At 39.6% G+C, this 24705-nt stretch carries 19 protein-coding genes and 1 pseudogene; 14 read left to right on the top strand and 6 right to left on the bottom strand.

Annotated features, from left to right (window positions below):
* Positions 1 to 55: 55 nt before the first annotated feature.
* Entirely contained in the window at positions 56 to 1609 is a 1554-nt protein-coding gene (locus RMZ43_RS20625) for a GAF domain-containing sensor histidine kinase (protein WP_322649835.1), read from the bottom strand.
* Between the two features lie 524 nt (positions 1610 to 2133).
* Here RMZ43_RS20625 and RMZ43_RS20620 point away from each other — a divergent pair.
* The 5 genes from RMZ43_RS20620 to RMZ43_RS20600 all read left to right on the top strand — a co-directional run bounded on the left by RMZ43_RS20620 (position 2134) and on the right by RMZ43_RS20600 (position 9069).
* Positions 2134 to 3327: a DegT/DnrJ/EryC1/StrS family aminotransferase gene (locus RMZ43_RS20620; protein WP_322655436.1), complete on the top strand. Its 1194-nt coding sequence runs from the start codon at positions 2134 to 2136 to the stop codon at positions 3325 to 3327.
* A gap of 113 nt (positions 3328 to 3440) precedes the next feature.
* A complete protein-coding gene (crtB, locus tag RMZ43_RS20615) occupies positions 3441 to 4337 on the top strand; it encodes a cyanoexosortase B (protein ID WP_322655437.1) in 897 nt (298 codons plus the stop codon).
* Between the two features lie 146 nt (positions 4338 to 4483).
* Positions 4484 to 5206, top strand: a complete 723-nt coding sequence (locus tag RMZ43_RS20610; RefSeq protein ID WP_322655438.1) for a cyanoexosortase B system-associated protein — start codon at positions 4484 to 4486, stop codon at positions 5204 to 5206.
* A gap of 211 nt (positions 5207 to 5417) precedes the next feature.
* Positions 5418 to 6776 carry a polysaccharide biosynthesis/export family protein gene (locus RMZ43_RS20605; protein WP_322655439.1) on the top strand — a complete coding sequence of 453 codons (1359 nt, stop codon included), beginning with the start codon at positions 5418 to 5420 and terminating at the stop codon, positions 6774 to 6776.
* Positions 6777 to 6894: 118 nt separating this feature from the next.
* Complete coding sequence (locus tag RMZ43_RS20600) at positions 6895 to 9069, top strand: GumC family protein (protein WP_322649753.1); 2175 nt, start codon at positions 6895 to 6897, stop codon at positions 9067 to 9069.
* Between the two features lie 134 nt (positions 9070 to 9203).
* Here RMZ43_RS20600 and RMZ43_RS20595 read toward each other — a convergent pair whose 3' ends face one another.
* The 4 genes from RMZ43_RS20595 to RMZ43_RS20580 all read right to left on the bottom strand — a co-directional run bounded on the left by RMZ43_RS20595 (position 9204) and on the right by RMZ43_RS20580 (position 11789).
* The gene (locus RMZ43_RS20595) at positions 9204 to 9887 is read right to left on the bottom strand and encodes a rhomboid family intramembrane serine protease (protein WP_322649754.1); all 684 of its coding nucleotides are present in this window, start codon (positions 9885 to 9887) and stop codon (positions 9204 to 9206) included.
* 116 nt (positions 9888 to 10003) lie between these two features.
* Positions 10004 to 10723 (bottom strand): rhomboid family intramembrane serine protease, encoded by a 720-nt coding sequence (locus tag RMZ43_RS20590; RefSeq protein WP_322649755.1) that lies wholly within the window; start codon positions 10721 to 10723, stop codon positions 10004 to 10006.
* A gap of 94 nt (positions 10724 to 10817) precedes the next feature.
* Positions 10818 to 11606: an SDR family oxidoreductase gene (locus RMZ43_RS20585; RefSeq protein WP_322649756.1), complete on the bottom strand. Its 789-nt coding sequence runs from the start codon at positions 11604 to 11606 to the stop codon at positions 10818 to 10820.
* A gap of 36 nt (positions 11607 to 11642) precedes the next feature.
* Positions 11643 to 11789: a hypothetical protein gene (locus RMZ43_RS20580; RefSeq protein WP_322649757.1), complete on the bottom strand. Its 147-nt coding sequence runs from the start codon at positions 11787 to 11789 to the stop codon at positions 11643 to 11645.
* Between RMZ43_RS20580 and RMZ43_RS20575 the strand changes: the two genes are divergently transcribed.
* The gene (locus tag RMZ43_RS20575) at positions 11777 to 12394 is read left to right on the top strand and encodes a tetratricopeptide repeat protein (RefSeq protein ID WP_322649758.1); all 618 of its coding nucleotides are present in this window, start codon (positions 11777 to 11779) and stop codon (positions 12392 to 12394) included. The genes RMZ43_RS20580 and RMZ43_RS20575 overlap by 13 nt on opposite strands.
* 19 nt (positions 12395 to 12413) lie before the next feature.
* On the opposite strand, the pseudogene RMZ43_RS20570 reads toward RMZ43_RS20575, so the two are convergent.
* Positions 12414 to 13477 (bottom strand): annotated as a pseudogene (locus RMZ43_RS20570) (IS630 family transposase).
* A 982-nt stretch (positions 13478 to 14459) separates the two neighbouring features.
* Between RMZ43_RS20570 and RMZ43_RS20565 the strand changes: the two are divergent.
* The 8 genes from RMZ43_RS20565 (at position 14460) to RMZ43_RS20530 (ending at position 24705) form a co-directional block, all read left to right on the top strand.
* Positions 14460 to 15869, top strand: a complete 1410-nt coding sequence (locus RMZ43_RS20565; RefSeq protein ID WP_322655440.1) for a sugar transferase — start codon at positions 14460 to 14462, stop codon at positions 15867 to 15869.
* Complete coding sequence (galE, locus tag RMZ43_RS20560; RefSeq protein WP_322649760.1) at positions 15866 to 16870, top strand: UDP-glucose 4-epimerase GalE; 1005 nt, start codon at positions 15866 to 15868, stop codon at positions 16868 to 16870. Before RMZ43_RS20565 ends, galE begins: the two co-directional genes overlap by 4 nt.
* A 561-nt stretch (positions 16871 to 17431) precedes the next feature.
* The gene (locus tag RMZ43_RS20555; protein ID WP_322655441.1) at positions 17432 to 19642 is read left to right on the top strand and encodes a GumC family protein; all 2211 of its coding nucleotides are present in this window, start codon (positions 17432 to 17434) and stop codon (positions 19640 to 19642) included.
* 119 nt (positions 19643 to 19761) lie between these two features.
* The gene (locus RMZ43_RS20550) at positions 19762 to 20793 is read left to right on the top strand and encodes a CgeB family protein (protein WP_322649762.1); all 1032 of its coding nucleotides are present in this window, start codon (positions 19762 to 19764) and stop codon (positions 20791 to 20793) included.
* A 5-nt stretch (positions 20794 to 20798) separates the two neighbouring features.
* The gene (locus tag RMZ43_RS20545) at positions 20799 to 21740 is read left to right on the top strand and encodes a class I SAM-dependent methyltransferase (protein WP_322655442.1); all 942 of its coding nucleotides are present in this window, start codon (positions 20799 to 20801) and stop codon (positions 21738 to 21740) included.
* A gap of 184 nt (positions 21741 to 21924) precedes the next feature.
* On the top strand, positions 21925 to 22662 hold the full coding sequence (locus RMZ43_RS20540; protein ID WP_322655443.1) for a class I SAM-dependent methyltransferase: 738 nt from the start codon (positions 21925 to 21927) through the stop codon (positions 22660 to 22662).
* Position 22663: 1 nt separating this feature from the next.
* Positions 22664 to 23899 (top strand): lipopolysaccharide biosynthesis protein, encoded by a 1236-nt coding sequence (locus RMZ43_RS20535; protein WP_322649765.1) that lies wholly within the window; start codon positions 22664 to 22666, stop codon positions 23897 to 23899.
* A gap of 11 nt (positions 23900 to 23910) precedes the next feature.
* Positions 23911 to 24705, top strand: a complete 795-nt coding sequence (locus RMZ43_RS20530; protein WP_322649766.1) for a class I SAM-dependent methyltransferase — start codon at positions 23911 to 23913, stop codon at positions 24703 to 24705.

The raw sequence follows: 24705 nt of genomic DNA, 5'->3' as shown, positions 1-24705 counted from the left end.
GAATTTGTATTTCCTTATTATTTGTAGCCTGTAATCTGTTCGCTACTAGCTGTAATTAGACATCGCTGATTGTTTGTGAAGAAGTCGCCAGTTGCAGTGGCAAAGAAAGCACATAACGATATCCTGATTCTGGTGAACCTTGAATCAAAATTTGTCCGTTATGCAATTCTGCTAGTTGACAACTTAGCAACAGACCCAAACTTTCACGAGAGATATTTCCATGTGATTTAGCTAAATTTATACCTGAAGTAGCAGCAAAGAAATTTGAGTGATTAGCACTCAAGTGATTTGAATTATCCACTGCTACTGATGAAATATCTCCTTGCTCCTGGCTTTGTCCATGAGTATTGTAAGTTGCTACTTCACCTGTTAGCTCCAGCAGCGACAAAGAATTGAGACGGAAGTAGGGATCAACTTCAGTAATACCGTCCCCTAGCCAAGGGTGGGAAACCCAAATAGTAATGTTGAGCGTATCTTCCTTGTAAGAAACATGAATACGAACAATGCTACCTGTAGCCGAAAGCTGAATCACACTGAAAACTAGGTGATAGAGGATTTGCCGCACCTTGTCTTTATCTAAAGGCCAAATGCGATTGCGTCCTGGTTCTATAGAGAGGCGAATATCTTGTTCACGGCGATTAGCTACTTCTTCAAGAGTATTGATAGCTTGTTGACATAGCATTTCGATATCCACAGGAGCTATATTTAGCACAGTTGAATTTTCATCCATAGCTCCTAGTTCGGTAATTTCGTTTACTAAGGAAAGTAAGTAGCGACCACTGTGTTGGATAATTTCCAAATATTCTCTCTGCTTAGTCGTCAAAGGCCCATAGATTTCACGTCCTAAAACACTAGCCATACCAAGTACAGATGTTAAGGGCGTGCGTAACTCCTGAGTTAGCTGATCCAAAAGTTCTAGTTTCAGTTCCTTGGTAGAAACAGAGCCGTTATCTGTAGTCGCTGGGGTAATTTTAATCTCAGTATTCCGTTCGTCATTGAGTGAAAATATCGGAGCAATTACGGGAGTACTTGATTCGAGTCTCCGTTGCAAAAGTCGGTTACGTTCAAATTCACTCATGCTCCAACGAGCTATGATTTGTAAGAACTCAATGTCTCGGTTTGTAAAATTGCGCGGCACTAAATCCATCACCGCCAATGCACCCAAACAATGTCCCTCAGCATCAATCAGTGGCGCTCCTAAGTAAGCACGAATACCATAATCCTGCACTAACTTGCTGCTAGCAAGTACTGGGTCTGTCAGATTATGCGTATCATTAATTACAAATATTTGAAGACTCTGTACTACTTGAGTGCAAAAGGATTCCCGACGTGACAGTTGGCGGCTTTGTGCTAAATGATTCATTAGCCCCAGCCTAGATAAGCCCACCGCCGACTTGAACCAGTGACGTTCTTGATCCACAAATCCCAATATGGAAATTGGTGCTTCCAAAAAATGGGCAGCAGTCTGTGTGGCTTCTTCAAAAACCGGAATCGTCTCTGGTTGCCGCAAACCTAAATCTGACAATGCTTTAAGGCGTTGTTGTTCTCTTGATTCATGAGAGTCCCAACCATCCTTTAGGGCAAATAATTTATTTTCAGGCTCTATCATTGCCACTGCTACCTTAATAATTTCTCGATACTCTAATTGATATAAGCCCTATCCTGGGTTATCAATTGCTATTTTTAAGCATTCCCTAATTTTGCCTCTGACAAACAAATTTGGAGCAAAAATTTTTTATTTCTTACATTAAGTCTGTTACCGATGCTAAATATTCTTTATTTAACGCTGGTGTAGCCTTTATTGCTTAGGATTTTACAGCCGACTGCGTTAGATTTGGATTTAGCCAGGGTAAGCTAATGGTAAGGATACAATACAAAGGAGCTGCCATTATTCATGTACAGAAGGAAAAATTCTGACTCGTATATTAAAGGTAAATTTACTGAGAAAAATAAAAACCTGTAGCTTTTATAGCAATTATTACTTATAACAGCTAGTATTAATGGCTGACAATCCTAGATAGTTTATATAAATCTCGATCCAATAGATTAAACCTAATACAATTTTATGCTGAAATTGTGCAGGCTTCTTTATTTTTTCCATCCGAGGAAGTATTTTTTTGAGGACAATTGGTAATGAATAAAATGACTGTTAGAGTTCCTTTTGTAGACTTGAAGTTACAACACGAACCAATTCAAACGCAATTGCAACATGCAATCCAATCTGTATTGGAACAAGGAGATTTTATTTTAGGGCAAGCAGTATCAGATTTTGAAGCAGCATTTGCGGCAGCCTCTGGGGCAGCTTATGGAGTTGGTGTTGCATCAGGAACAGATGCGATCGCTCTCGGTTTGCAAGCGTGTAATATTGGCGCTGGTGATGAAGTGATTTTACCAGCAAACACTTTTATAGCAACCTTGATTGGGGTACAACGATCTGGCGCGAAGCCAATTCTGGTAGATTGCGATCGCCAAACAGCTTTAATTGACTTAAAAGAAGCAGCAAAGGCAATTACGCCTCATACCAAAGCAATTATTCCTGTGCATCTCTATGGCCAAATGGTATCACCACATGAACTATTGAACTTTGCCGATACCTACAAACTACTAATTTTTGAAGATGCTGCACAAGCACACCTCGCCCAAAGAGACGGATATCACGCTGGTTCAGTTGGAATAGCAGCAGCTTTTAGTTTCTATCCCAGCAAGAATTTGGGAGCATTTGGAGATGGAGGAATGCTGCTAACACGAGATTCAGATATAGCTCAGAAGATGATGCGCTTGCGAAATTATGGTGCATCGCAAAAGTATTTTCATACTGAACCAGGTACAAATAGCCGTTTGGATACTTTACAAGCAGCAGTCTTACACCAAAAACTACCATATTTGTCACACTGGAATCGCGATCGCTTGACGATTGCCCAGCAGTATGATAAAGAACTAGCACCCTTGGCAATTGCTGGTATTATCCCTATGGAAAACCAAAGTGATACAGGCCATGTGTATCACCTTTATGTGATTAGAGTTGATGATTCTTGTCCTATAGAACGCCAACAACTCCAAGAAAAACTTACAGATGTAGGAATTCAAACTGGCATTCATTACCCAATTCCCTGTCATCTCCAACCAGCATTCACCAACTTAGGCTATCAGCCTGGAGATTTCCCCCAGGCAGAAAAATTGTCAAAAGAAATATTATCATTACCGATGTATCCTGGTTTGACTAGTAGCCAAGTTAAAGAAGTTGTAGCAGCGATCGCTCATGTAGTCTCAACTTCTAAAACAGATAAACTCAAAGAGGGAGTGGGGAGTAGGGTAATACGGGAATGAGAAATACCTGTACTTAATACAGAACAACTGAATTTATTCATGAAGTTCCCCACTCCCCACTCTCCACTCCCTACTCCCTTTAAACACTGAGAGTTTTTGAATTACTGAAAATCATGGTACTCCCGCAACAGGTTAAAAACAGAAACGTCTCAGAATTATTGAATCTAGCTATTTTAGGCGTTTTGCTGCTGCTTTATGCTCCTATATTGCTACACTGGTTGGATGGTTGGCTGAACAAAAATATCAGTACAGAACACGAATATTTCAGCCACGGAATTATTGGTTTACCATTTGCGGCTTATCTGGGCTGGATGAACCGGAAACAGTGGAAACGTTTACCAGATACCATCCATCCTTTGGGCCCTGTTTTATTGTTATTCGGGGCAGTGTTTTATCTTAGTGGTGTTACAGAGTGGGTTAACCTTTCGTTGCCCGTTATACTGGCAGGGTTATGCTTGTGGTTTAAGGGAATAGCAGGTTTGCGATCGCAAGGGTTCCCCCTGATACTAGTATTTTTGGCAACCCCAACGGCAGTACCTTATCTCATTGCTCCCTATACACTGCCTCTTCAAAGCTTCATCGCTGGCACAGCAGGCTTTATACTGAATCAATTTGGTATGGACGTAACCGTAGATGAGATAAATCTCTACGTCGGAGGACGGATTGTAGAAGTTGCTCCCTATTGTGCAGGGCTGAAAATGTTGTTTACTACCCTCTACGTCGGCTTGATGCTGCTTTATTGGACAGATGCTTTGTCTTCACGTCGCACAGTTATAACGTTTTTATCTCTTGCTGCGATCGTTAGTACTTGTGCCAATATCATTCGTAATACTTTACTGACTTTCTTTCACGGCACAGGTCAAGAAGGGGCTTTTAAATGGCTGCATGAGGGTTGGGGTGGTGACCTTTACTCTGCTTGTATGTTAGTGTCATTAGTGCCCTTACTGAATTGGATTAATAGCTATTTTTCAGTATCAGCAGAAACTCAACAAGAAAGGGAAAGTCATTAGTCATTGGACATTGGGCATTGGTTATTAATTCTTCTCCGTCACTTCCTCACTCCCTCATCCCCCTGCTTCTCTACTGATAAATATTACTGAACTCATGGTGCGATTTTATGAAGTAAAATTTTGCCTAAGTATTATAAATTTTACTGATGATTTCTTTCTCCAAGTTTTTTAAGGAAAACCAATTAAGTCAGGTGGCAGCACTTTTGCTATTGCTACTCTTGTTGGCAATAGGAGGGGTTCCCGGATACCTGACAGGACACTGGCAATGGAAACAGCCGCCACCTGTTACTACCCTCAAAGAGTTAAAACAGATCCGCCACGCTGGATTATCTCTTCCTGGTTGGCAAACTATTGAACAAGCAGAACAGCAAATTGGCGAACATAAATGGTCTTTGCAGGTACTTAAAAAAGAAGGTTCCGAATCCCAGGCAATCTTGCTTTTACTGCCGCAAAATGGGCCTATGGATCAACCAGAGGTTGAGTGGACAGATGTTAACGGCTGGGGAAGATCACGCTGGGGAAAGTGGGATATAGCTCAATATCGTTCTGCTGAATTTATTGTAAAACCGCCTGCAAAGTTGACATCTAAGGTTGAAACAAAAGTAGAAGCTAGGTTCTTTCGCGCTGTCACACCACAGCAAACCTTCGCTGTCTTGCAATGGTATGCTATGCCAGACGGCGGAAATCCATCACCTTTACACTGGTTCTTGGCAGATCAATTGGCCCAGTGGCGTAAGCAACGCACTCCTTGGGTGGGTGTAAGTATTCTAATTCCAATAGAACCTTTGGGGCAGGTAGAAACATCTTGGCCTTTAGCACAGTCTATTGGAGAAACAGTGCAAGCTAAATTGATGGCAGACCCTTTGTAGAGTCTGTTACAGATACATTTGTGTAGAGATTCTTCAATTGTCTCTCTACAATCACGTTCAGGTTAAAAATATGAAGTTATAAATTAGAATTGGTAAAATTTTTCTACTTTTTGTTGGTAAAATACTCGCAGATAAAAGAAACGTTTAGGATATTTTTAGAGTAAAATTACCACTCGGCGCGACTAATTTTTATCTCAGTTTTCCTGCACCGATGTTCATAGATCAAAGTTCTTATATGCGTGCATTCAGCGCCCTGTGTTTTGTCAGTCTTCAAGTAGGAGTTTTTTTAACAGCACCTATCCAGCTTGTTGTTGCCCAGCCTTTTCCACCTCAAGGACAATCACCAAGGCAACCCCCTGCACCTGTGCCGGGTACTGAGGTTATGCCTCCAGGTGCAAATAACGAAATTTCCCCTCAACTCAGTCGCTATCTCTTGGGGCCAGGAGATACAATTGGCGTTGTGCTTCAGCGTCCTCCTGGGCCGTACCGCTTAGGAATAGGAGATGGAATTAGCGTTTCGGTGCAGCGCTTTCCAGATTTAAGCTTTCAAGCTTTAATCAACCCAGAAGGTAACATTGTAGTGCCGCTACTGGGAAAAGTTTCTTTACAAGGTTTGACTTTGGAAGAAGCTCAAGAAAAAATTCGCTTGGGTTTAAATCGTTATGTGGTTGATCCAGTAATAGTTTTAGCCTTGGCAACGCAGCGTCAAGACTTAAGTTTTCAAGCTGTAATTAGTCCAGAAGGCAACATCGTAGTGCCACAAGTGGGAACGGTGTCATTACAAGGCTTAACTTTGGAAGAAGCTCAAGAAAAAATTCGCTTGGGTTTAAGTAGCATTTTACCCGATCCAATCGTAGTAGTATCTTTGGCAGGAACGCGACCAGTTCAAGTCACCATTAGTGGAGAAATATTTAAACCAGGAATTTATCCAATTAATTCAACAACACCCCGCGTTGCTGATGCCTTACTAATATCTGGTGGTTCAACTTTAAATGCAGACCTGCGACAAGTGCAAGTACGCCGGAAGTTAATCGATGGTTCTGTGATTTCACAAACTATTGATTTATATGCAGCACTGCAAAATGGCGGTTCAATCCCTAATTTACGCTTACAAGACGGAGATGCGATACTCGTTCCTCGTCGTGAAGTTGGTAATAATGATGATTATGACCGCAATTTGGTAGCACGTTCATCCTTGTCCACACCACAGATTAGAGTCCGGGTGTTAAACTACGCTGCTGGAGGTCTTGCCATTCAATCACTACCTAACGGGAGTACCTTTGTAGATGCTTTGGGAGGAGTAAATCTCGACACTGCTAATCTCCGAGATATCGCTCTGGTTCGGTTTGATCCTGAACGAGGTAAAGCTGTTACCCAGAAACTTGATGCAAAAAAAGCCCTAGGAGGCGATGCATCTCAAAATGTCGCCCTTCAAGATAATGATGTTCTTGTTGTTGGTCGGAACCTTATCGGTAAAATTACTAATTTCTTAACTACCATTACCCAACCCTTCTTCAATGTCCAGTCCTTTCTCCGATTTTTTGATAACTTTGGTGGCGGGTCAAATTAATGACTCTTACCTATTCACCGATTGTTACCGGATGTGAAAGAGGAGGAGATAAAGGTGACAAATATAAAGCTGATAACTGATAACTGATAACTAATAACTGATTCTATATGCCCCTGCCATGACTCCACCAATTGTTAAACGCTATCTTATTGCTTTTGAAAAATATAAGTGGATTGGACTAGCTAGTTTTGGTTTAGTCGTAGTGGGGTCAACAGTAGTGGCTATGCAGCCAGAACCACAGACTAAATACATAGCATCTGCCGCACTTACTTATGCTGGGCCACCAGTTTCTTTCTCTGCAACTGGTAGTCAAATCCAACAGCAAGGAAAGGAACTAAATGAGGATGTTTTATTATCAAACCAGATACTTGCCACAGTGGCAGAGAAAGTAAATATCAAACCGAAACAACTTGGTTCAAGTATTGTCCTTTCTCTACCTAAAAAAAATGCCAAGACTGGAGAATTAGAAACAAGTACCTTTGAACTGAAATATGTAGATAGTGACCCCAAACGAGCTATAGAGGTCTTGACTGAATTGATGCAATCAATGATTAAGTTGAGCAGTGACATCAATACTGGGCGATTACAAGCAATTATTGAAAAGATTAATGAGCGCTTACCACAAGCTAAACGGGAATTGCAAATTGCCGAAAAGAGACTGGAACAGTACGATCGCATAGAGCGAACGGCAATATTAGCGGCGGAAAATGGCAGTTTATTAAGTGCTGTTACTGCCAGCCAAAATCTACAACGGCAAATTCAATTAACCATTTCTGGGGTTGATGCTCAAGTTAAGAGTTTACAAAATAAGTTAGGCTTAACAGTCGGACAGGCTTATATTTCTTCTGCTCTAAGTGCCGATCCAATTATTGGTAACTTGCGAACGCAAATTTATCAAAGTGAGTCGCAAATGGCCTTGCTTAGGAAAGATTTGCGGCCGGAACACCCAACGATGGTTCAGTTGCAGCGTCAGAAACAAGCTGCTGAGGAATTGCTGCAACAACGGGCTGCGGAAGTATTAGGTGGCGATGGAACGGCGGCTCCGCTTCAGGGTAGTGTTGCCGGGATTCGCGCCCAAAGTAGCTTAGATCCAGCCCGCCAGCAGTTGGCAAACCAAATGGTGTCTTTGCAAACCCAACGGGAAACACTACAACAACAACTAGCTCAAGAAATTCAACAAGAAGCGCGACTACGCCGAGAGTATTCTCTGATACCTAATAAGCAATTAGAGCGATCGCGTTTAGAACAAGAGGTTGGACTTAAAAAAGCTATCTATGACCAAATGCAGGCGAAGTTAACTGATGCCAAAACCGCAGAGGCAGAAACTACCAGCAGCCTTAGCATTGCCAGACGCCCTACAGCAACTGCTGACGTAAAACCACCTAAGAGTGTACCTATTACCCTGGCTGTGGGTAGTTTATTAGGTGTGTTAATTGGTGGCGGGGTGATATTTTTGTTAGGAGCGCTGGAAGGTACTTTCAAAACCAGAGAGGATATCCGCGAGAGCCTCAAGCAACGAGAAGTGGCACTGTTGGGAGAATTGCCTTTAATGCCAGTTGATGATTTGCCTCAAGATGCAGTGCCTGTAGTACTTTCTGCTGATTCTCCTTATTTAGAATTTTATGAGAAATTCCGTAGTAATCTGCGCCGAATTGGTGGTAAAGCCTTAAAGGTAGTGTTGATTACTAGCACCAGTAGTCTAGAGGGTAAAACGGCAAGTGCTTATAACTTGGGTATAGCTTCAGCTCGTGCTGGTAAAAGAACCTTGATTATTGAAACAGATTTGCGATCGCCTTCCCGTTGTGCATCACTGAATGTAATTCCTGACCCGGACGCCACTATTGAACCCCTGCGTTATTACGCTAACTTAAGTGAATGCATTCGTATAGTTCCTCATGTAGAAAATTTATACATTATACCTAGTCCTGGCCCTGTGAGGCAATCCGCCGCTATTCTTGAATCTAGCGAAATGCGCCGCCTGATGGAGGATGTCCGCGAACGTTTTGATTTAGTTATTTTAGATACGGGTTCTCTCAGCATATCTAATGACCCTTTGTTAATCCAACCCTACAGCGATGGTATGGTACTTGTGGCGCGACCACACTATACACAAGAGAACATGTTAGGTGAAGCCATTGATCAATTGGTTGAATCAGAACTGGGGCTATTGGGGGCAATTATCAATGGCGCTGATATCATTGTTTCTTTACCTGAACAAGTCATAGAATCATCAACATTTACATCTAAAACAGAAGAATCAGAAGAACTTTCAGCAAGTGCCAACAAAAACTAAATAGTTTTGAATTACTTAGTACAGCTTTAAGTAAAACTGTGGTGAATTGAAAGGGGAAATTTCAACGCAAAGGATACGACGCAGAGGATTGGTAGGTAACAGTTATGTTACTAATGATTTCAGAAATTTTGTACTTAGTCCTGCCTAAACAACCCAAATAGGGGAGCAAGAATTATTCCAAAAGCAAAACCACCAATGTGTGCCCAGTAGGCAACTCCACCAGTTTCTACGCTCATGTTAGCAGCTGTTTGCAAGGTGGCAAGACCGGAAATTACATTTTGCACAATAAAAAGTCCAATTATTACTAATGCTGGCACTCTAATTGTGGTGATGAAAAATCCCAAAAATACTAGGGTCATGACTCTAGCTTGGGGAAAGCGGATAATGTAAGCACCTAGAACACCAGAAATTGCACCACTTGCTCCCAAAGAAGGAATCTCAGAATTCATGCCAATAAACCATTGACACAAGGCAGCTAAAGCACCACACGCTAAATAAAAAATCAGATATTTAACGTGACCCAATCGATCTTCAATATTATTGCCAAAAATCCAGAGAAACACCATATTCGAGATTAAGTGCCACCAACCACCGTGTAAAAATTGCGATGTAAATAACGTTATCCACTCTCCACTCCAATTAGTGGTTAACTGTTGAGGTATTACTGCATACTGACTTAAAAACTGATTTAATTGTACATTTGACGATGCATTTAACAACATCACCTCGTGAAGAAAAACTAAAATATTCATGCCAATTAACCCGTAGGTGAAATACGGGGTGGTTCGCGTTGGATTTTCATCGTAGAGGGGAAACACAAATGTTTTTCCTAATTTATTCACTAACTGCAATATAGCTTGTAAGGCTAGCAGTTGCGAAGCTTAGGCAATTTCATTAATTAGTTTGATTAAAAGTCCTGATGATACCCTGAAAATTACTGATACCAAGCTTCTTCCTTTGATTTATCGTTAAACAAACCCAAGAGTGGCCCAAGAATTGCTCCAAAGATAAAACCGCCTGCATGGGCCCAGTAGGCAATACCGCCGCTTTCCATTCCGATGTTGGTACGTGTTTGCAGACTAGCAAGCCCGTAGAAGGCTTGTTCAAGAAACCAAAATCCCAAGAAGAAATATGCCGGGACGCGGAAAGTCGGGAAGAAAAACCCTAAAGGCACTATGCCGAGAACTTCGGCGTTGGGAAAGCGGAGAATGTAGGCTCCTAAAACGCCTGCGATCGCACCACTTGCACCCAAAGAAGGGATGCTAGAATCTTGAGCGAAGAACCACTGGGTTAAGGATGCCAAAACACCACAAGATAAATAAAACAGTAAATATTTGACATGGCCTAACTTATCTTCAACGTTGTTACCAAAAATCCAGAGAAACAACATATTACCTGCTAAGTGCAAGAAACCACCGTGTAAAAATTGTGAGGTAATTAAAGTTGCCCACTCTGGCACTGATTGATGTAAAGAGACACCAGCAAAGCTTAAAGTCAGTTCTCGTGGAACTACAGCTGCAAGGCGTAGAAACCCATTTAATGCTTGCGGTGGAAGATTTGCCTCATAAAGAAAAGCGAGGACATTAGCAGCAATCAGCCCATAAGTTACATAAGGCGTGATTTTTGTCGGATTATTATCTCTAATGGGAACCACGAGCGTTTTTTCCTGAATTTTAAGACAGTAGTTACACAATACTGAATAATCCAAGTAGTTTCTTCTACCTCGTGGATGGATCTCACTTTGAGATTTAAAAACCAAAAGCCAAAAATCCACCATCGATAGTAATACATTGCCCAGTGATGAAAGATGCCGGAGTCATGCAAAGAAATGCCACTAAACCCGCGATTTCTTCGGGTTGGCCAACCCTTCCCATAGGTGTTTGTGATAGAACTAATTTGAGAAAATCTTGGTTATCGAGTACAGACTCGGTTAAAGGCGTGCGAATAGCCCAAGGTGCTACAGTATTTACCCTAATATTATCTGAGGCCCATTCAACTGATAACGATCGTGTCAGTTGATTTATAGCCGCTTTAGTCATACCATAAGGAGCGCCTGTACGATTCGAGACTAAACCCGCCACAGAACTTATATTCACAATGCTGCTGTTTTCCCCATTTTGGAGCAGAGGATAAAACAGACGGCACATCTCAAAAATTGATGTCTGGTTTGTCTGGATAATGAACTCATACTCATCAACCGTGTATTCTACTACTTTTTTGCTAATATTGGTTCCGACATTATTTACCAGGATGTCTAATTTATCCCAGGTTTTGCTAACTTGGTCAAAGATGACTTGACGCCCATCATGGGTTGAAACATCTGCCGTAATCCCATAAGTAGGCAATCCTGCTTGTTCCCAGATAATTAGTTGTTGGTCAATGTCTTGAGAATTCCGTGCCACGATTGTGACTTCTGCACCCAGAGATAAGAACTCGTTGGCAACAGCTAGTCCAATGCCTTTAGTGGCACCTGTAACCAATGCTCTCTTTCCTGTTAATGTCCAGCGTGGGCGTAGCCCGCCGTAGGCATCGCTCATTTGTAATAATTTTACTGATTTTTTGTTTTCAAGCTATCAATCACGTAATAGTTTATCTTGTAGGTGTCCAATGCGATCGCCTTTTATCGTAATGTAGATGATTGCAATCTCTAAACCATTCACCGCATCTAATTCCAATTGAATCGCTGACCAAACCCACAGCAAAACTGATGTTTTTTTCAAATTCTCTAGAAAATCAACTCCAGCGCTGGAACGAAACTATTCGCAATCAACCGAAAAATCCTAATGCTTACATTCGGCGAGGCATGGTTAACTTTCAACTAGCTAAGATTGATGAATCTATTCAAGACTTTGACATGGCAGAGCAATTAGATGCCCGTATCAAACCCTACCTCTGGCAACGGGGATTATCGTATTATTATGCAGAAAGATTTGCTGAGGGCGCTCAACAATTTGAAATAGATTTGACTGTGAATGCTCAAGATGTAGAAGAAACAGTATGGCGATATCTCTGCATAGCTCGTTTGTTAAGTATTGAAGAGGCGCGTAATTCTTTACTAACTGTAAAAAATGACCCTCGACGTATTATGCAGCGTGTGTATGATTTGTATGCACGAAATTGTACCCCAGATGATGTTTTAACTGTTGGTCAATCAGAAGGAATAAAGGGGAATTTTTACAGCCATCTTTACTTGGGATTATATTACGAAGTTGAGAATAATTTAGATTTAGCTCAGGAATATATAGTTAAAGCTGCTGATAATTACAAAATTGATGATTATATGTGGTATTTAGCAGAGGTACATAAAAATCTACGAGGATGGTGATAGTTTGTTTACTAAGTAGCTAGGTGCAATTAAATATAAAACGCTCCAGTGTGTATTCACCTGGTTTGCTACGAGTTTTCATCCCATCCATCACAGCAATCGCTAAATCGTACTCATTATCAAACATCTGTCCGGCAATTTCATGACTTTTGAGTTGATGCCACTGGGTTTCAATCGGATTCATCTGGGAACAATAAAGAGGCAAAAAGAAAACGAATAGGCCTTGCTGTTGCCAACGTGTCCACTGTTGACGTACCAAAAGACTGGTATGAAGGGAGCCATTATCCTGCACGACCACGGTGAGACGACCTGTTTGCTCCAAGATTTGTGAGGCTTTATGTGCCATCCAATCCATCACTTTAATGTAGCTCTCGCCCTTGAATCCGCCTTGAGCCAGGGCATACTCAAACCGTTCGCCCGGTTGCCACAAGCCCAAAATGCTAATTCGGTTGCCATAGCGATTCGGGGTTTGCTCCATCCGTTTCTACTCTCCAATGCGACTATAACTGTAGCTGACTGGACTCCAGAGGCAAAAAGAAAGCTTCATCGAGATACTTGAGTTCAATATACCCCTCCTGCGCGGCTAGCTTTAAGGTGTCCAAGTCTGCCTGCTTGAGTGCCTTTTTTACCGGGTCTTGTTTGCGACTATGGCTGTTTCTGGTTCGTTTCCAGCGATAGTTTTTTTTTAAGCAATCGTCTCAATCGGTCACTACTCAAATCCACTAAACGCTCTTGTTGCAGTTTCTGAGCTAATTGCACACTGTTATAAGTTCTGGGTTCTTGCTCCAAACACTCCGTCAGGTAATCTAGGTCTGGTGCTTGCCACTTTGGTTTGGCTCCCCGCCCTGAGGCTTCCCACAGTCCCCCTAATCCTCCTTCTTCCCATCGCCGTATCGTTGCTCTGACCGTATGAGCATGGCACTCGAACATCTTTGCAATCGCTGGTACATTCCATCCCTGAGCATTCAGGCGCAACATATGCGCTCGGTCACGGGTTCTTTGAGGAAGAGAGTGAGCCAGTCGCAGTTCCGTTAAGGTTCGGTCTTCCTCTGTGGTCAGAATGATGCGTAAAGGGGCAGGCATAACAACCTAATTTAGCATTTTTTCTATCTTATAATTAATTCCACCCACCTACTTAATGTCCCAGGATTTTATCGCGTAGGTGCTTAATGCGATCGCCTCAGTAAGTCCAGTCCATTGTATTTTGCTGATTGCTCGGCTGCGAGAATGTTGACTCTAATCCCACACCACAAACCTAAGCCAAGCTAACGTTCCTAATTACCCACCGCAGATAAGCTTGAACTTTCACCATCTCGACGGTTGAGTGCATTAGGGTTGCTATGCCGCGTTTCTGGGATACTCATGTTCATACACTTAGCTTTCTCACTCTTACGGGTTATCCCTCTTTTGTTACCTTCGGCAGAGAATAATCTAAAACCGTGTTTATACGTATATTCTCAACAAGAAAGTTTAAATGACATATTTAGCTTGCGATCGCACAATTAGCCCCGCAAGCAGACAGGGGAGACAAAGCGCACCTTTGGCGGGGTGAGGTTCTGGATATTATGTTTAATTGCCTACATATCATAGAGAATTAAAGCCTCCTAAGAGCAAGAAAGGGCAATGGAAGCAAGGTTTTCCAATAAGAGTGAAAAATCAGAAATACTCGACTCTTGATTTTTATAAACCTTCTTATATACCATGAAAAGTTTTGCAATAGACCTATTGAAAAATTTTTATCTCTACAAGGACACAAAAATTAAATAGGAATCTTATATAAATTTAAACATTTACGTAATTTCCACATGGTTGGATAGATCAGATAAAGATTACAAATAGAGCTTAATAAAGATCGCAAAAAACACACAAGAAAAGATTTGGTATTAAGTTAAGTAAACTTATTTTTACATTTAAAAGAAAGTTTTGCTTCTCAATCGTATTTAATATTTTTTCTGGCGTGTTTTAAATGATTCTAAGATGTTTAAATATAATGCTAAAAGCTTCAAAAAAATTTTATTTATACCCAATTTTATTATGTCTATGCTGTAATTATTAATATATGCAAATGAGTATTACTCTTGCTGTTGGTAAAAAAGCCAAGAAGTTATATCAGACCGATAATATCCTCTGTGCATTACTGCTAATCAGCGATATTGTGGGTTTATTGTTGAGTTTGTCTCTCTGTTTATGGTTACGATTGGAGCAAAATCTCAATATTTTTGACCCTCTAATTTATTCATTTTTTTTCATAGTTATCGCAGGGCTATATTTAGCAGATACTTATCATCCTGATACTCAAATAGCAGGTTTACGCGCTCCATCCCGTATTTTGATTAGTAATGTTGTTGTTGCCAGCATTATTGCAGTTCTCATTTACTTTACTGGTATCTGGGGTAAAGATATAGTCCTGAAACGAGGAATTTTGCTCTCCAGTTTAGGCATATTTACCATCTGGGCTATGGTATCAAGATTATGGGCAGCAAAGTGGGTGCGATCGCAAGCTCAACACAGCCGTTGGCTGATTTTGGGTGCAGGTAAAAAAGCCATTCTATTTAGCAAGACTTTTCTAAAACACAGTTCATTAGGACGCTTGGTTGTTCTAGCAACACCAGAGGCGGACACTAGTGACTTAGCAAAAAGTAATCGAGTTTCTGTGGGGAGCCTCAATGATTTACCCCAATGGAGTCAACAATCTTGGTCAGGGGTAATAGTAACAACCCCAACGGAACTATCTAGCGCACAGATACAGCAGTTGATGCAGTTACGTTTATCTAGTGTCTCCATCTATGGGATTCCCGATATTTGTGAAACCTTGTGGCAAAAACTTCCCTCATTTCTGCTTCAGGATAACTGGCTGGCTTTTGGTGCTGGTTTTAATTTAACGGCTGACAGCATTAGTCAGAAGCTCAAGCGGTTATTAGATATTGTTTTGGCATACTTGTTATTTCAGTTTTTATCTCCACTGATATTGCTAGTAGTACTGGCAATTAAGTTAGATAGTCCAGGCCCAGTGTTCTACACACAGATGCGGAGTGGTTTGGAAGGAAAGCCGTTTAAGGTTTATAAATTTCGTTCCATGTATCAGGATGCCGAAAAACGGGGAGTGCAGTGGGCGCAAGAACGAGATCCTCGGATTACTAGAGTAGGACGCTGGTTACGTCTGACTAGAATCGATGAACTACCACAGATTTTAAACGTTATCTGTGGAGAAATGAGCCTTATTGGCCCTCGTCCAGAGCGGCCAGAATTTGATATAAAGCTGCGAGAAGAAATTCCCTACTATGACTTACGTTATGTCGTCAAACCCGGAATTACAGGCTGGGCACAGGTAATGTATCCCTACGGTGCATCAGTAGAGGATGCTTACGAGAAATTAGCTTACGACCTCTACTACATCAAAAATTATTCACTAGCTCTGGATTTGGCGATCATCTTCAAAACCATTCGAGTAGTATTACTAGGCAAAGGCAGATGAATAACAAAGTTTTAGTTACTGGTGGAGCAGGATACATTGGTTCCCATGTAGTTCGTAAGTTGGGCGAAGCAGGTTACGATGTTGTGATCTATGACAATTGTTCTACAGGTTCGCCCCAATCAGTATTATCTGGTGAGTTAATTATTGGTGATTTAAAAGATTCAGAACGTCTCTATCAGGTATTTCGTCAGCATGATTTTACAGCTGTGTTACACTTCGCCGCGAGTCTGAATGTACCCGAATCTGTTGCTCATCCCTTAGACTACTACGCTAACAATACTCGCAACACCCTAAATTTACTCCGTTGTTGCAGCAACATAGGTGTGAACCGAATTATCTTTTCTAGTACAGCAGCTGTATATGGGGAACCAGAAACGAGTCATGTCACTGAATCTACACCAACTGAACCTATTAATCCTTACGGGCGATCAAAACTTTCTTGTGAATGGTTGATTCGTGACTATGCAAAAGCTTCTGATTTACATTACGTAATTTTGCGATATTTTAATGTTGCTGGAGCAGAACCTGGTGGACGATTGGGGCAAATGGCAAAAGAAGCATCTCATTTAATTCGAGTTACGTGTGATGCTGCACTCAAACGCAAACTAGGAGTGAAAATTTTTGGTACAGATTTTGCTACACCAGATGGAACGGCAATTAGAGACTACATTCATGTTGAAGATTTAGCAGCAGCACATTTAGATGCTTTGGCTTATTTAGAAAAAGGTAACGAAAGCCAGATTCTGAACTGTGGTTATGGGCAAGGATACAGTGTACGTGAAGTTATTGAACGGGTTAAGGTTATTTCTGGGGTAGATTTTCCGGTTATTGAAACAGAACGCCGTCCTGGCGATCCTGCTTGTGTGATAGCTAGTGCTGATAAAATCCGCAAATTACTGGGTTGGCAACCAAAATATAATGACTTAGATCAAATTGTGTCCACTACCCTAGCCTGGGAAATGCGCCGGAAAGATTTGATGCTGGCATCCTCCACACGCTGATTTGGAGTAGCCACTTGAGCAGAACCCTATAACCAGCTTTTTATAGATTGTCTTGTTCCCATCCGGAGATTGGGAATGTTTTAAATAGGTTTAGACTGATGGGCAGTACCGTGGTTTTACTGGGGCGATTCACGTAAACGAAAACCGCTACATTATCTGCAAACACTAGATTATGAACAAGTTGAGCCAGTGAAATTTGCAAATATCTCCTTATAGCATTATGTAGAAAAAGCCGTAAGAATACGTATGTCATTTGGAGAGAAGCTTGATAACCTTTTACTAAATCTTCATAGATTATCCAGACCTAATACTTTCTCAAGGTAGTTTTGATGGTTTGTAGTAAGCACTTTAGTGGTTTGAAAATCAAGACTTTAGTCTTGACTACAAACTTGCTTACTCATTAATTTAAACTTCACAAAGTACTAGTTGCAATTAAAAAGGAGCAATTTCAGACAATATTGAGCCAGTTGATCTATCCTCTTGTACTTCCCCGCTCTATATGAGTACAAATGAGCGAAGTAAATATTTAACAGTTTCATTATCTAAAGTATTACGGAAATTATGCGTTCCCAACAAGACAACGAAGATACGATAAATTTTCAACAGTATTGGCTGATTGTAAAAAGACGTTGGTTACTGATAGCAATCATTATTGCGTCAGTCTTTGGAATCACAGGTTTGGTTACTTTTACCCAAAAACCAATTTATGAAGCCGAGGGTAAACTTCTTTTTAATAAGCAAAGTGGTATCTCTTCCTTAACAGGTGTAAGTGAGCAGCTTGGACAACTCAGTGGGGTGACAAATCTATCTAATCCTTTGGAAACTGAAGCCGAAATTATTCGCTCGAACCCCATTGCTCAAAAAACCATCGCTGAATTGCAACTCAAAGATAAGCTAGGAGAACCTTTAGAAATAGAGACTTTTCTGGGTAAATTGAAAATCAAAAGTGTCCGAGGGACGGATATTTTGCAGCTTTCTTACCGTAGTAACAGTCCTGAAGAAGCCACAACTGTCATCAATAAATTGATGAATAATTATGTACAAAATAATATTCGGGCTAACCGTTCTGAAGCTACAGCCGCCCGAGAATTTTTAAGTAAGCAATTACCATTGGTGGAGGTAAAAGTTACACAAGCAGAAGTAGCACAGCGTCGGTTTAAAGAAAAATATGAGGTTATTTCTTTAGAAGAAGAAGCTATCCAAGGAGTTAAAACGCAGAATGACTTATCCAGCCAAATAACTCAACTGCGGGCGCAGTTAGTTGATGCTAGAACCCGTTCTGGTGCTTTGCAAAATCAATTGGCATTGAACACACGCCAAGCTATGGCACTTAGCACTTTAAGCCAATCAAAAGCAGTGCAACAAGTGCTATCAGAATACCAGAAGGTTCAAGATGACTTAGCTGTTGAGAGGTCACGATTTACTGATGACCACCCAATTATTACTAGTTTATTAAATAAGGAACAAGCTCTCAAAGAGCAGCTAGAAGGAAGAGTGACCCAAACTCTAGGTAGTTCACAACCTATCCCAGAGCAAGATTTGCAAATGGGAGAACTCAAACAGACTCTAACCGCTAGTTTGGTGCAAGTGGAAGTAGAACGGTTGGGGTTGGAGAATCAAGCTGGTGTGTTGATGAAGGCATTTGGACTTTATCAAGCACGTCTTAAAATTTTACCTAAACTGGAACAACAACAGCTACAGTTACAACGGCGGCTACAGATTGCCCGAACAACCTATGAAGAAATGCTGAAACGATTGCAAGAAGTTCAGGTGCTAGAAAATCAGAATGTGGGTAATGCCAGAATTGTTTCTGAAGCTTTACTCCCGAAAAAACCAGTTTCTCCTCGTATCCTCTTGAATTTGGCGTTAGGGGGATTTTTAGGATTTTTCTTAGCTATTGGCGTAGCTTTATTGCTAGAAGCTGGAGACAAGTCTGTGAAGACGGCAGAAGAAGCTCAACAATTGTTGGATTATCCTTTGTTGGGTACAATTCCGCTTTTTGATCAAAAAGCTAGGCTGGCTCGTGGTGAGAGTACAACTGAATTGCCCGTACTCGATAACCCTTATTCTTCAGTTAATGCAGCCTTTGAAATGCTCCAGATTAACCTGGGTTTTACCTTTTCTGATAAGGAATTGAAGGTAATTGTGGTGAGCAGTTGTGTGATGAATGAGGGCAAGTCTTTTGTGGCAGCTAATTTAGCAGTGGCTACTGCCCAAATGGGACGGCGAGTGCTATTGATTGATGCAGATATGCGCCGCCCGCATCAACACAAAATGTGGAAAGAACCTAATTTGATGGGGTTAAGTAATGTTTTAGTGGGACAGGCTACGCTAGCAGAAGTTGCTAAGGAAGTGGTGATAAATGTAGAATTGCTCACTGCTGGCACCATGCCGCCCAATTCTGCCGCACTACTGGATTCACAACGGATGAATGAGTTAGTGAAAAAAGCTGCTCAAGATTATGACTGCGTGATTATTGATACTCCACCTTTGAGCGTTTTGGCTGATGCCTCGATAGTAGGCAAAATGGCAGATGGAATGTTGCTAGTTGCACGTCCTGGTGTAGTTAATTCTGCCACAGCTAAGGCTACAAAGGCATCGTTAGAACATTTGCGTGTGCCGATGTTGGGAATGGTAGTGAATTGTGTGTCTATCGATCATAGTGAGTGTAGTTATTACTACACTTATACAAATACTGGAGAGAATAATTTTAGTAGGAGAAATAAGATTAAGTCTAACTTAAATAGAATTACTGGATTAAAACTACTCTAACTAGTAAATAATTTGGGTAAACCAGTATTTTTTCTGATGTGGTTAACGATTTAGGTTATGTAAAATTACGGGCGAAGATGAAGAGAATGTGGATAATTTAGGAGTTAAATTATACAATTATGATTCGTAAAATACTCATCATTGGTAATATTTCAGAAAATTATCAATTAGGTTCTATATTGGCCAGAGCATCTCAAGAGTTAGGCCTTTTATTTTATACCGATGATACAAATTGGAATTCCTATGCCCCATCTATGAAATATGTATGGGGTAAAGGATTTTTCAAAATATCAGGAAAACGCCCTTTGGAATGGTGGTCATTTAATAAAAAAGTATTTAATTTAATAAAGGAGCTACGTCCACAGGTTGTTTTAGTAACAGGAATTTTACCTTTGAGAAATGAAGTGTTCGATATATGTTCTCAAATAGGTGCAAAAATTGTTAATTATTTAACTGATTATCCGTGGAATCCCAACCATAAAAGTATAGTTTTTTTATCAAATCTTAAAAATTATCATTTAGTTATATCTACAAAAACAAAAATCTTGTCAGAGCTAATTAAACATGAAGTTAAAAAAGTTCATTTTTTGCCATTTGCCTATGATCCTTTCCTTTGTCATCAGCCGATAAACCTTTCTCAATTTGAGCGAGATTCATTTAGAGCAGATATTTCTTTTATAGGTGTAGGTGATAGTGAACGTATTCCTTTTTTGAATGCTATAGCTTCATTAAATGGATTTAATTTAAAAATTTATGGTCCAGCATGGGACAAGCTGAATCTAAAAACATGGCAAAAACTGCCAGCAGTTTTTGATCATGAATTCCGATTGGCTATTTATTGTTCTAATTTGTCACTTGGTATTGTTAGAAAACGTAATAAAGATGAGTCAACTATGAGGACGTTTGAAATAGCAGCCTGTGGTGGATGTGGAATTTATGAAGATACTCAAGAACACAGAGAAATCTTAGCAGGATATCCTGATTATGGTTTCTTTAGCTCACCAGAAGATTTAGCTAATAAGTGCAAATGGTTATTGCAAAATCCTATTGAAAGAGAACAAATGCGAAAGTTTGGTATACAAGTTATTACCAAAGATACAAATACATATACAAGCCGATTAAAAACTATATTAGATTTGTGCTGTGAGTAGACATTATGGAAAATTACTATAATATCTCTTGGTTAGAGCAAGATAAATTACATAAGACAAGCATATTTAAGCGTTTATTTTACTTTTTTAGTCGTCCTTTACTTTCTATATATGCTAGCCAATTTTTATCTCCACAGGCTCTCAAAATTCTTCAACCATCTCTAGTCCTTCCCGGGCGTGGAATGCCTTTAGAAACTCGTCGTCTTTGGGGAGCAGCGTTGTGCAAAATTAAAGAAGCTACTATCCTTGTTCAAGGGACTGGAACTGGCTGGGATGTCATTTCTTGGGCAAGATTAAAGCCTAAAAAAATTATTGCAACTGATTTATTTGAATTCAAAGATTCTTGGAGTGAAATTACATATTATTGTAAAGAATCATTCAATGTTGAAGTTGAATTTTATCAATCTCCTTTGGAAAATCATTCATTTATCAAAGATGAATCAATCGATTTATGTGCGTCAGATGCAGTTTTTGAACACTGTCAAGATTTAAAATCAGTTGTAAAAGAATCATATCGCGTTTTAAAACCAGGAGGGGGTCTATATGCTAGCTATGGGCCTCTATGGTTTTGTGCTGGTGGCGATCATTTTTCAGGTCGTGGTGGGTTAAAAAATGTGTTTAACCATTTGTTGCTAGATTCTGAACAATATATGAAATATTTTCTATCATTTATGCAAAGTAATGAAGATTTTCAAAGTGGAAGACGTTATATTGAGCTTGATTTATTTTCACATTTAAGTACTCAAGAATACTGTGAAATTTTTCAAGAAGTAGGTTTCCAAATAAAAGATTTAATTCTTCAATTTGACCCTAAATCTTTAGCATTTAAGGCTAAATTCCCTGAATTATTTAAACAATTATCTAATAAGTATATTAATAAATATGAAGATGATTTTTTAATTACTGCTAATCTTGTCCGCTTGGGCAAGCCATTTAATAATAAGTAACTATTAGAGTAATCGAGGTTTAGTTTAAAACTTTTTTAAATAAGTAAATCAATCACATAATATTATGTTTTAACACTATTCTTTTCATTTTATTTAACCTTGCTTTGCAAAGAATCTAGCTATGGCTCATTTTTTATATTCTTGCCATCCAAGCAAATGCAAATACATTAAAAGTGGTAGATAAATGAATTATCGACAACGCCTCTATGATAATTATGTTTCAGGAAACAAAAAATTTCAGCGCGATTTAAATGCTAATCCTTATAAGCAGGATAATCGAAACATAATAAACCTGCAATATGCTATGAGTAATTGGTTAAAAGGAATTGCTCAAAACGGTAAAGTTTTAGATATTGCTTGTGGAACTGGTAATATTCTGAGCTTACTTCAAGCTGAGGGGTTTACTGACTTACATGGGGTAGATATAAGTCAAGAACAAGTTAATATTGCTCGTCAGCAGTTCCCTCAAGTCATTTGTGCTGATGCGATTGAATATCTATTGCAAAACCCAAATAAATTTTCTCTAATTACAGGCTTTGATATATTGGAACACTTTAATAAAAACGAAGCAGTTAAATTTTTGGATGCTATATACTCTGCTCTAGTTCCTGGTGGTCATCTCATTTTACAACTGCCAAATGGTGATTCACCACTCTCCGGCGGTGTGGTATATGGTGATTTAACTCATGAAGTAACTTACACAACTATTAGTTTAAAACATATACTTTTAGCCTGTGGTTTTGGAGATGTCCAATTTCAAGAACATGGGCCACAACCAACCTCTTTAAAAGGCGTAGCCAGATTTGGAATCTGGAGCGTAATCAGGCAAATAATCAAGCTAATTCATTTTGTAGAAACTGGAGGCCCTTCAACGGGAATCTATACAAGAGTTATGCGTGCTTATGCTGTGAAGGCTAGTTGATATGCCTAAACATCTTTTTAAGATATTAGACAAAGTTACTCCTGGTGCATCGCGTAGTCTTGGCTGGGAAGTTTTGATGTCTGCTCTCTCTTTTCCTGCTTCTCTATTGCTCAATCGCACATTAGGTGCTGAAGATAGAGGTTTACTTGCATTAGTAATACTTGTCCCATCAAGTATTTTTGTTTTAGGTACTTGTCAGTGGGACAGGCTATTAAAAGGTTTGATTACCTCAAAACAAATATCAGTTAGAGAAGCATGGCGTAGAACTATATATTATGCTTTCTGCCTTTCTATCATATTTATTCCACTTGGAGTATTTGCAAGCCTAGTTTTTGATAAAATTCCACAAAACTTTCGTTGGCTCAGTATTGTATATAATGCAAATTTTCCTATATATTTTATCGGTGGCTGTCTATCTGCAATTTACGTTGCAGCTGGCAGTATTGATGGACAATATTTAATGCGAATAGGGCTACAAGGTAGTTATCTAGTTTTAATATATGCATTACTGTTAACAAACTTACTATCTGTTAAATCAGTAGTATTTATTTATATTGCCATCCATACTATTTCTTTAGGAATGGGATGGTTTAAAAAAGAACAGCTGATTACAGGAGAAATTAGTCAACAAAGGCCTCCCCTAGTCCCTCTTTTTCATGCTTTTTTTCCTTATTCACTAGAATCATTTTCGACAAGAATTGATATATGGGCTTTTTCTATCTTTGGTTCCTTGGTGAGTCTTGGTCATTACACTGGAATTACTGCACTCATGCTGCCAGTCGGCTTAATATCAAATGCTTTAACCAGTGCTAGTACAGCAAAATTAGATTGGACAAATCCTGATATAGTACGTCGTTATTTAATAAAAACAGTCAAGGTTTTATTATGCCTTATGTTAGTTCTGGTTATAGGAGGTATCTTATTAGGTTCTTCTATAATGAAGTTACTTTTGGGAAGAAGTTTCGAGGGTGGTGAGTGGATGATTCCTTGGATTGCTGTTATTGTTGTGGGGCAAGCTGCCGCTATACAGTTTCATTCGGCTTTGCAACTATCAGGTGCTTTAAATGCCTATTTGATAATTCAAACAATAGAACCATTTTTACGTTTGATAATTGTCTTATTTTTAGGAATGTGGTTGTCAGAGTTGGGGATTTTGATAGGTATAACAGTCTCATTTTCCTTAAAAGTAGCAGTATGTATTTACTTTCATAAAAGAATAGAAATAAAATTTATATAGTTGAGGAGTCAATGATGAATACAAATTATGATGCGAGTGAAGTTTGGAAACAAGAGTTAGAGCTTCAAGGATATGAACATCACTGCTACTCAGCAGAAAATTTAAAAAAGATTAAAAGGCTTGGGCGAGTTTGGCAAACAATACTGAGAATCACAAAAGTTACTCCATCTGAGCGGTTGTTTGAATTGGGGTGTGGAGGAGGAATACATTTAGCAAGTTTGGCTGTAAATGGGTTTGAAGTTCACGGTATAGATGTTTCTGCTACTGTAGCATCAAGAGCGAATAATTATTTAGAAGAGATTAGGAAGTTTCAGGATATTAAAGCAACTATCGAAGTTGCTAATATTTTTAATTATGAAAGTACTAATTCTTATAATATGTGCTTTCATTTCGGTGTAGTGGAGCATTTTCTGGAATTATCACAACGTCAGCAAATTTGGAATAAACTTTATTCTTTAACTAAACCAGGCGGCTGGATTGTTTCTGTAGTTCCGTGTGGTCAGCATATTATGAGGAAATTAGTTAGAGAACGAGGTTTAGGTGGTTATAATGTGCCTGAAATAGACTATAGCTGTAGTTTACACAAGAAAGAATTTGAAAATTTATCGCTACAGTGTATTCAATCAGTGCCTCACAATTACTTTGGATTCCTTGCAGCACACCCTTCGTCAGTAATTTCTAAAATTATTTATCCTGTGTGCTTCATTCTTAGCAATATTACTATTCCTTATATTCCTCTGTCTGAGGATATTAAGGAACACTGGGCGCAAACACTTATAGTAGTTGGCAGAAAGCTACCTCTTTAA

The sequence above is a fragment of the Nostoc sp. CmiVER01 genome, from assembly GCF_034531135.2.
GTDB lineage: Bacteria > Cyanobacteriota > Cyanobacteriia > Cyanobacteriales > Nostocaceae > Nostoc.
Note: the sequence above shows the minus strand (reverse complement) of the source record. Positions and strands in the feature narration are given on the sequence as shown.

Bases quoted from the DNA above. Each gene is read 5' to 3' on its own strand.
- RMZ43_RS20550 (WP_322649762.1), top strand. From the start codon at position 19,762: ATGATTCGTAAAATACTCATCATTGGTAATATTTCAGAAAATTATCAA.
- RMZ43_RS20625 (WP_322649835.1), bottom strand. From the start codon at position 1,609: ATGATAGAGCCTGAAAATAAATTATTTGCCCTAAAGGATGGTTGGGAC.
- RMZ43_RS20610 (WP_322655438.1), top strand. From the start codon at position 4,484: ATGATTTCTTTCTCCAAGTTTTTTAAGGAAAACCAATTAAGTCAGGTG.
- RMZ43_RS20575 (WP_322649758.1), top strand. From the start codon at position 11,777: ATGTTTTTTTCAAATTCTCTAGAAAATCAACTCCAGCGCTGGAACGAA.
- RMZ43_RS20605 (WP_322655439.1), top strand. From the start codon at position 5,418: ATGTTCATAGATCAAAGTTCTTATATGCGTGCATTCAGCGCCCTGTGT.
- RMZ43_RS20545 (WP_322655442.1), top strand. From the start codon at position 20,799: ATGGAAAATTACTATAATATCTCTTGGTTAGAGCAAGATAAATTACAT.
- RMZ43_RS20620 (WP_322655436.1), top strand. From the start codon at position 2,134: ATGAATAAAATGACTGTTAGAGTTCCTTTTGTAGACTTGAAGTTACAA.
- RMZ43_RS20540 (WP_322655443.1), top strand. From the start codon at position 21,925: ATGAATTATCGACAACGCCTCTATGATAATTATGTTTCAGGAAACAAA.
- galE (WP_322649760.1), top strand. From the start codon at position 15,866: ATGAATAACAAAGTTTTAGTTACTGGTGGAGCAGGATACATTGGTTCC.
- RMZ43_RS20600 (WP_322649753.1), top strand. From the start codon at position 6,895: ATGACTCCACCAATTGTTAAACGCTATCTTATTGCTTTTGAAAAATAT.
- RMZ43_RS20530 (WP_322649766.1), top strand. From the start codon at position 23,911: ATGATGAATACAAATTATGATGCGAGTGAAGTTTGGAAACAAGAGTTA.
- RMZ43_RS20585 (WP_322649756.1), bottom strand. From the start codon at position 11,606: ATGAGCGATGCCTACGGCGGGCTACGCCCACGCTGGACATTAACAGGA.
- crtB (WP_322655437.1), top strand. From the start codon at position 3,441: ATGGTACTCCCGCAACAGGTTAAAAACAGAAACGTCTCAGAATTATTG.
- RMZ43_RS20565 (WP_322655440.1), top strand. From the start codon at position 14,460: ATGAGTATTACTCTTGCTGTTGGTAAAAAAGCCAAGAAGTTATATCAG.
- RMZ43_RS20535 (WP_322649765.1), top strand. From the start codon at position 22,664: ATGCCTAAACATCTTTTTAAGATATTAGACAAAGTTACTCCTGGTGCA.
- RMZ43_RS20555 (WP_322655441.1), top strand. From the start codon at position 17,432: ATGCGTTCCCAACAAGACAACGAAGATACGATAAATTTTCAACAGTAT.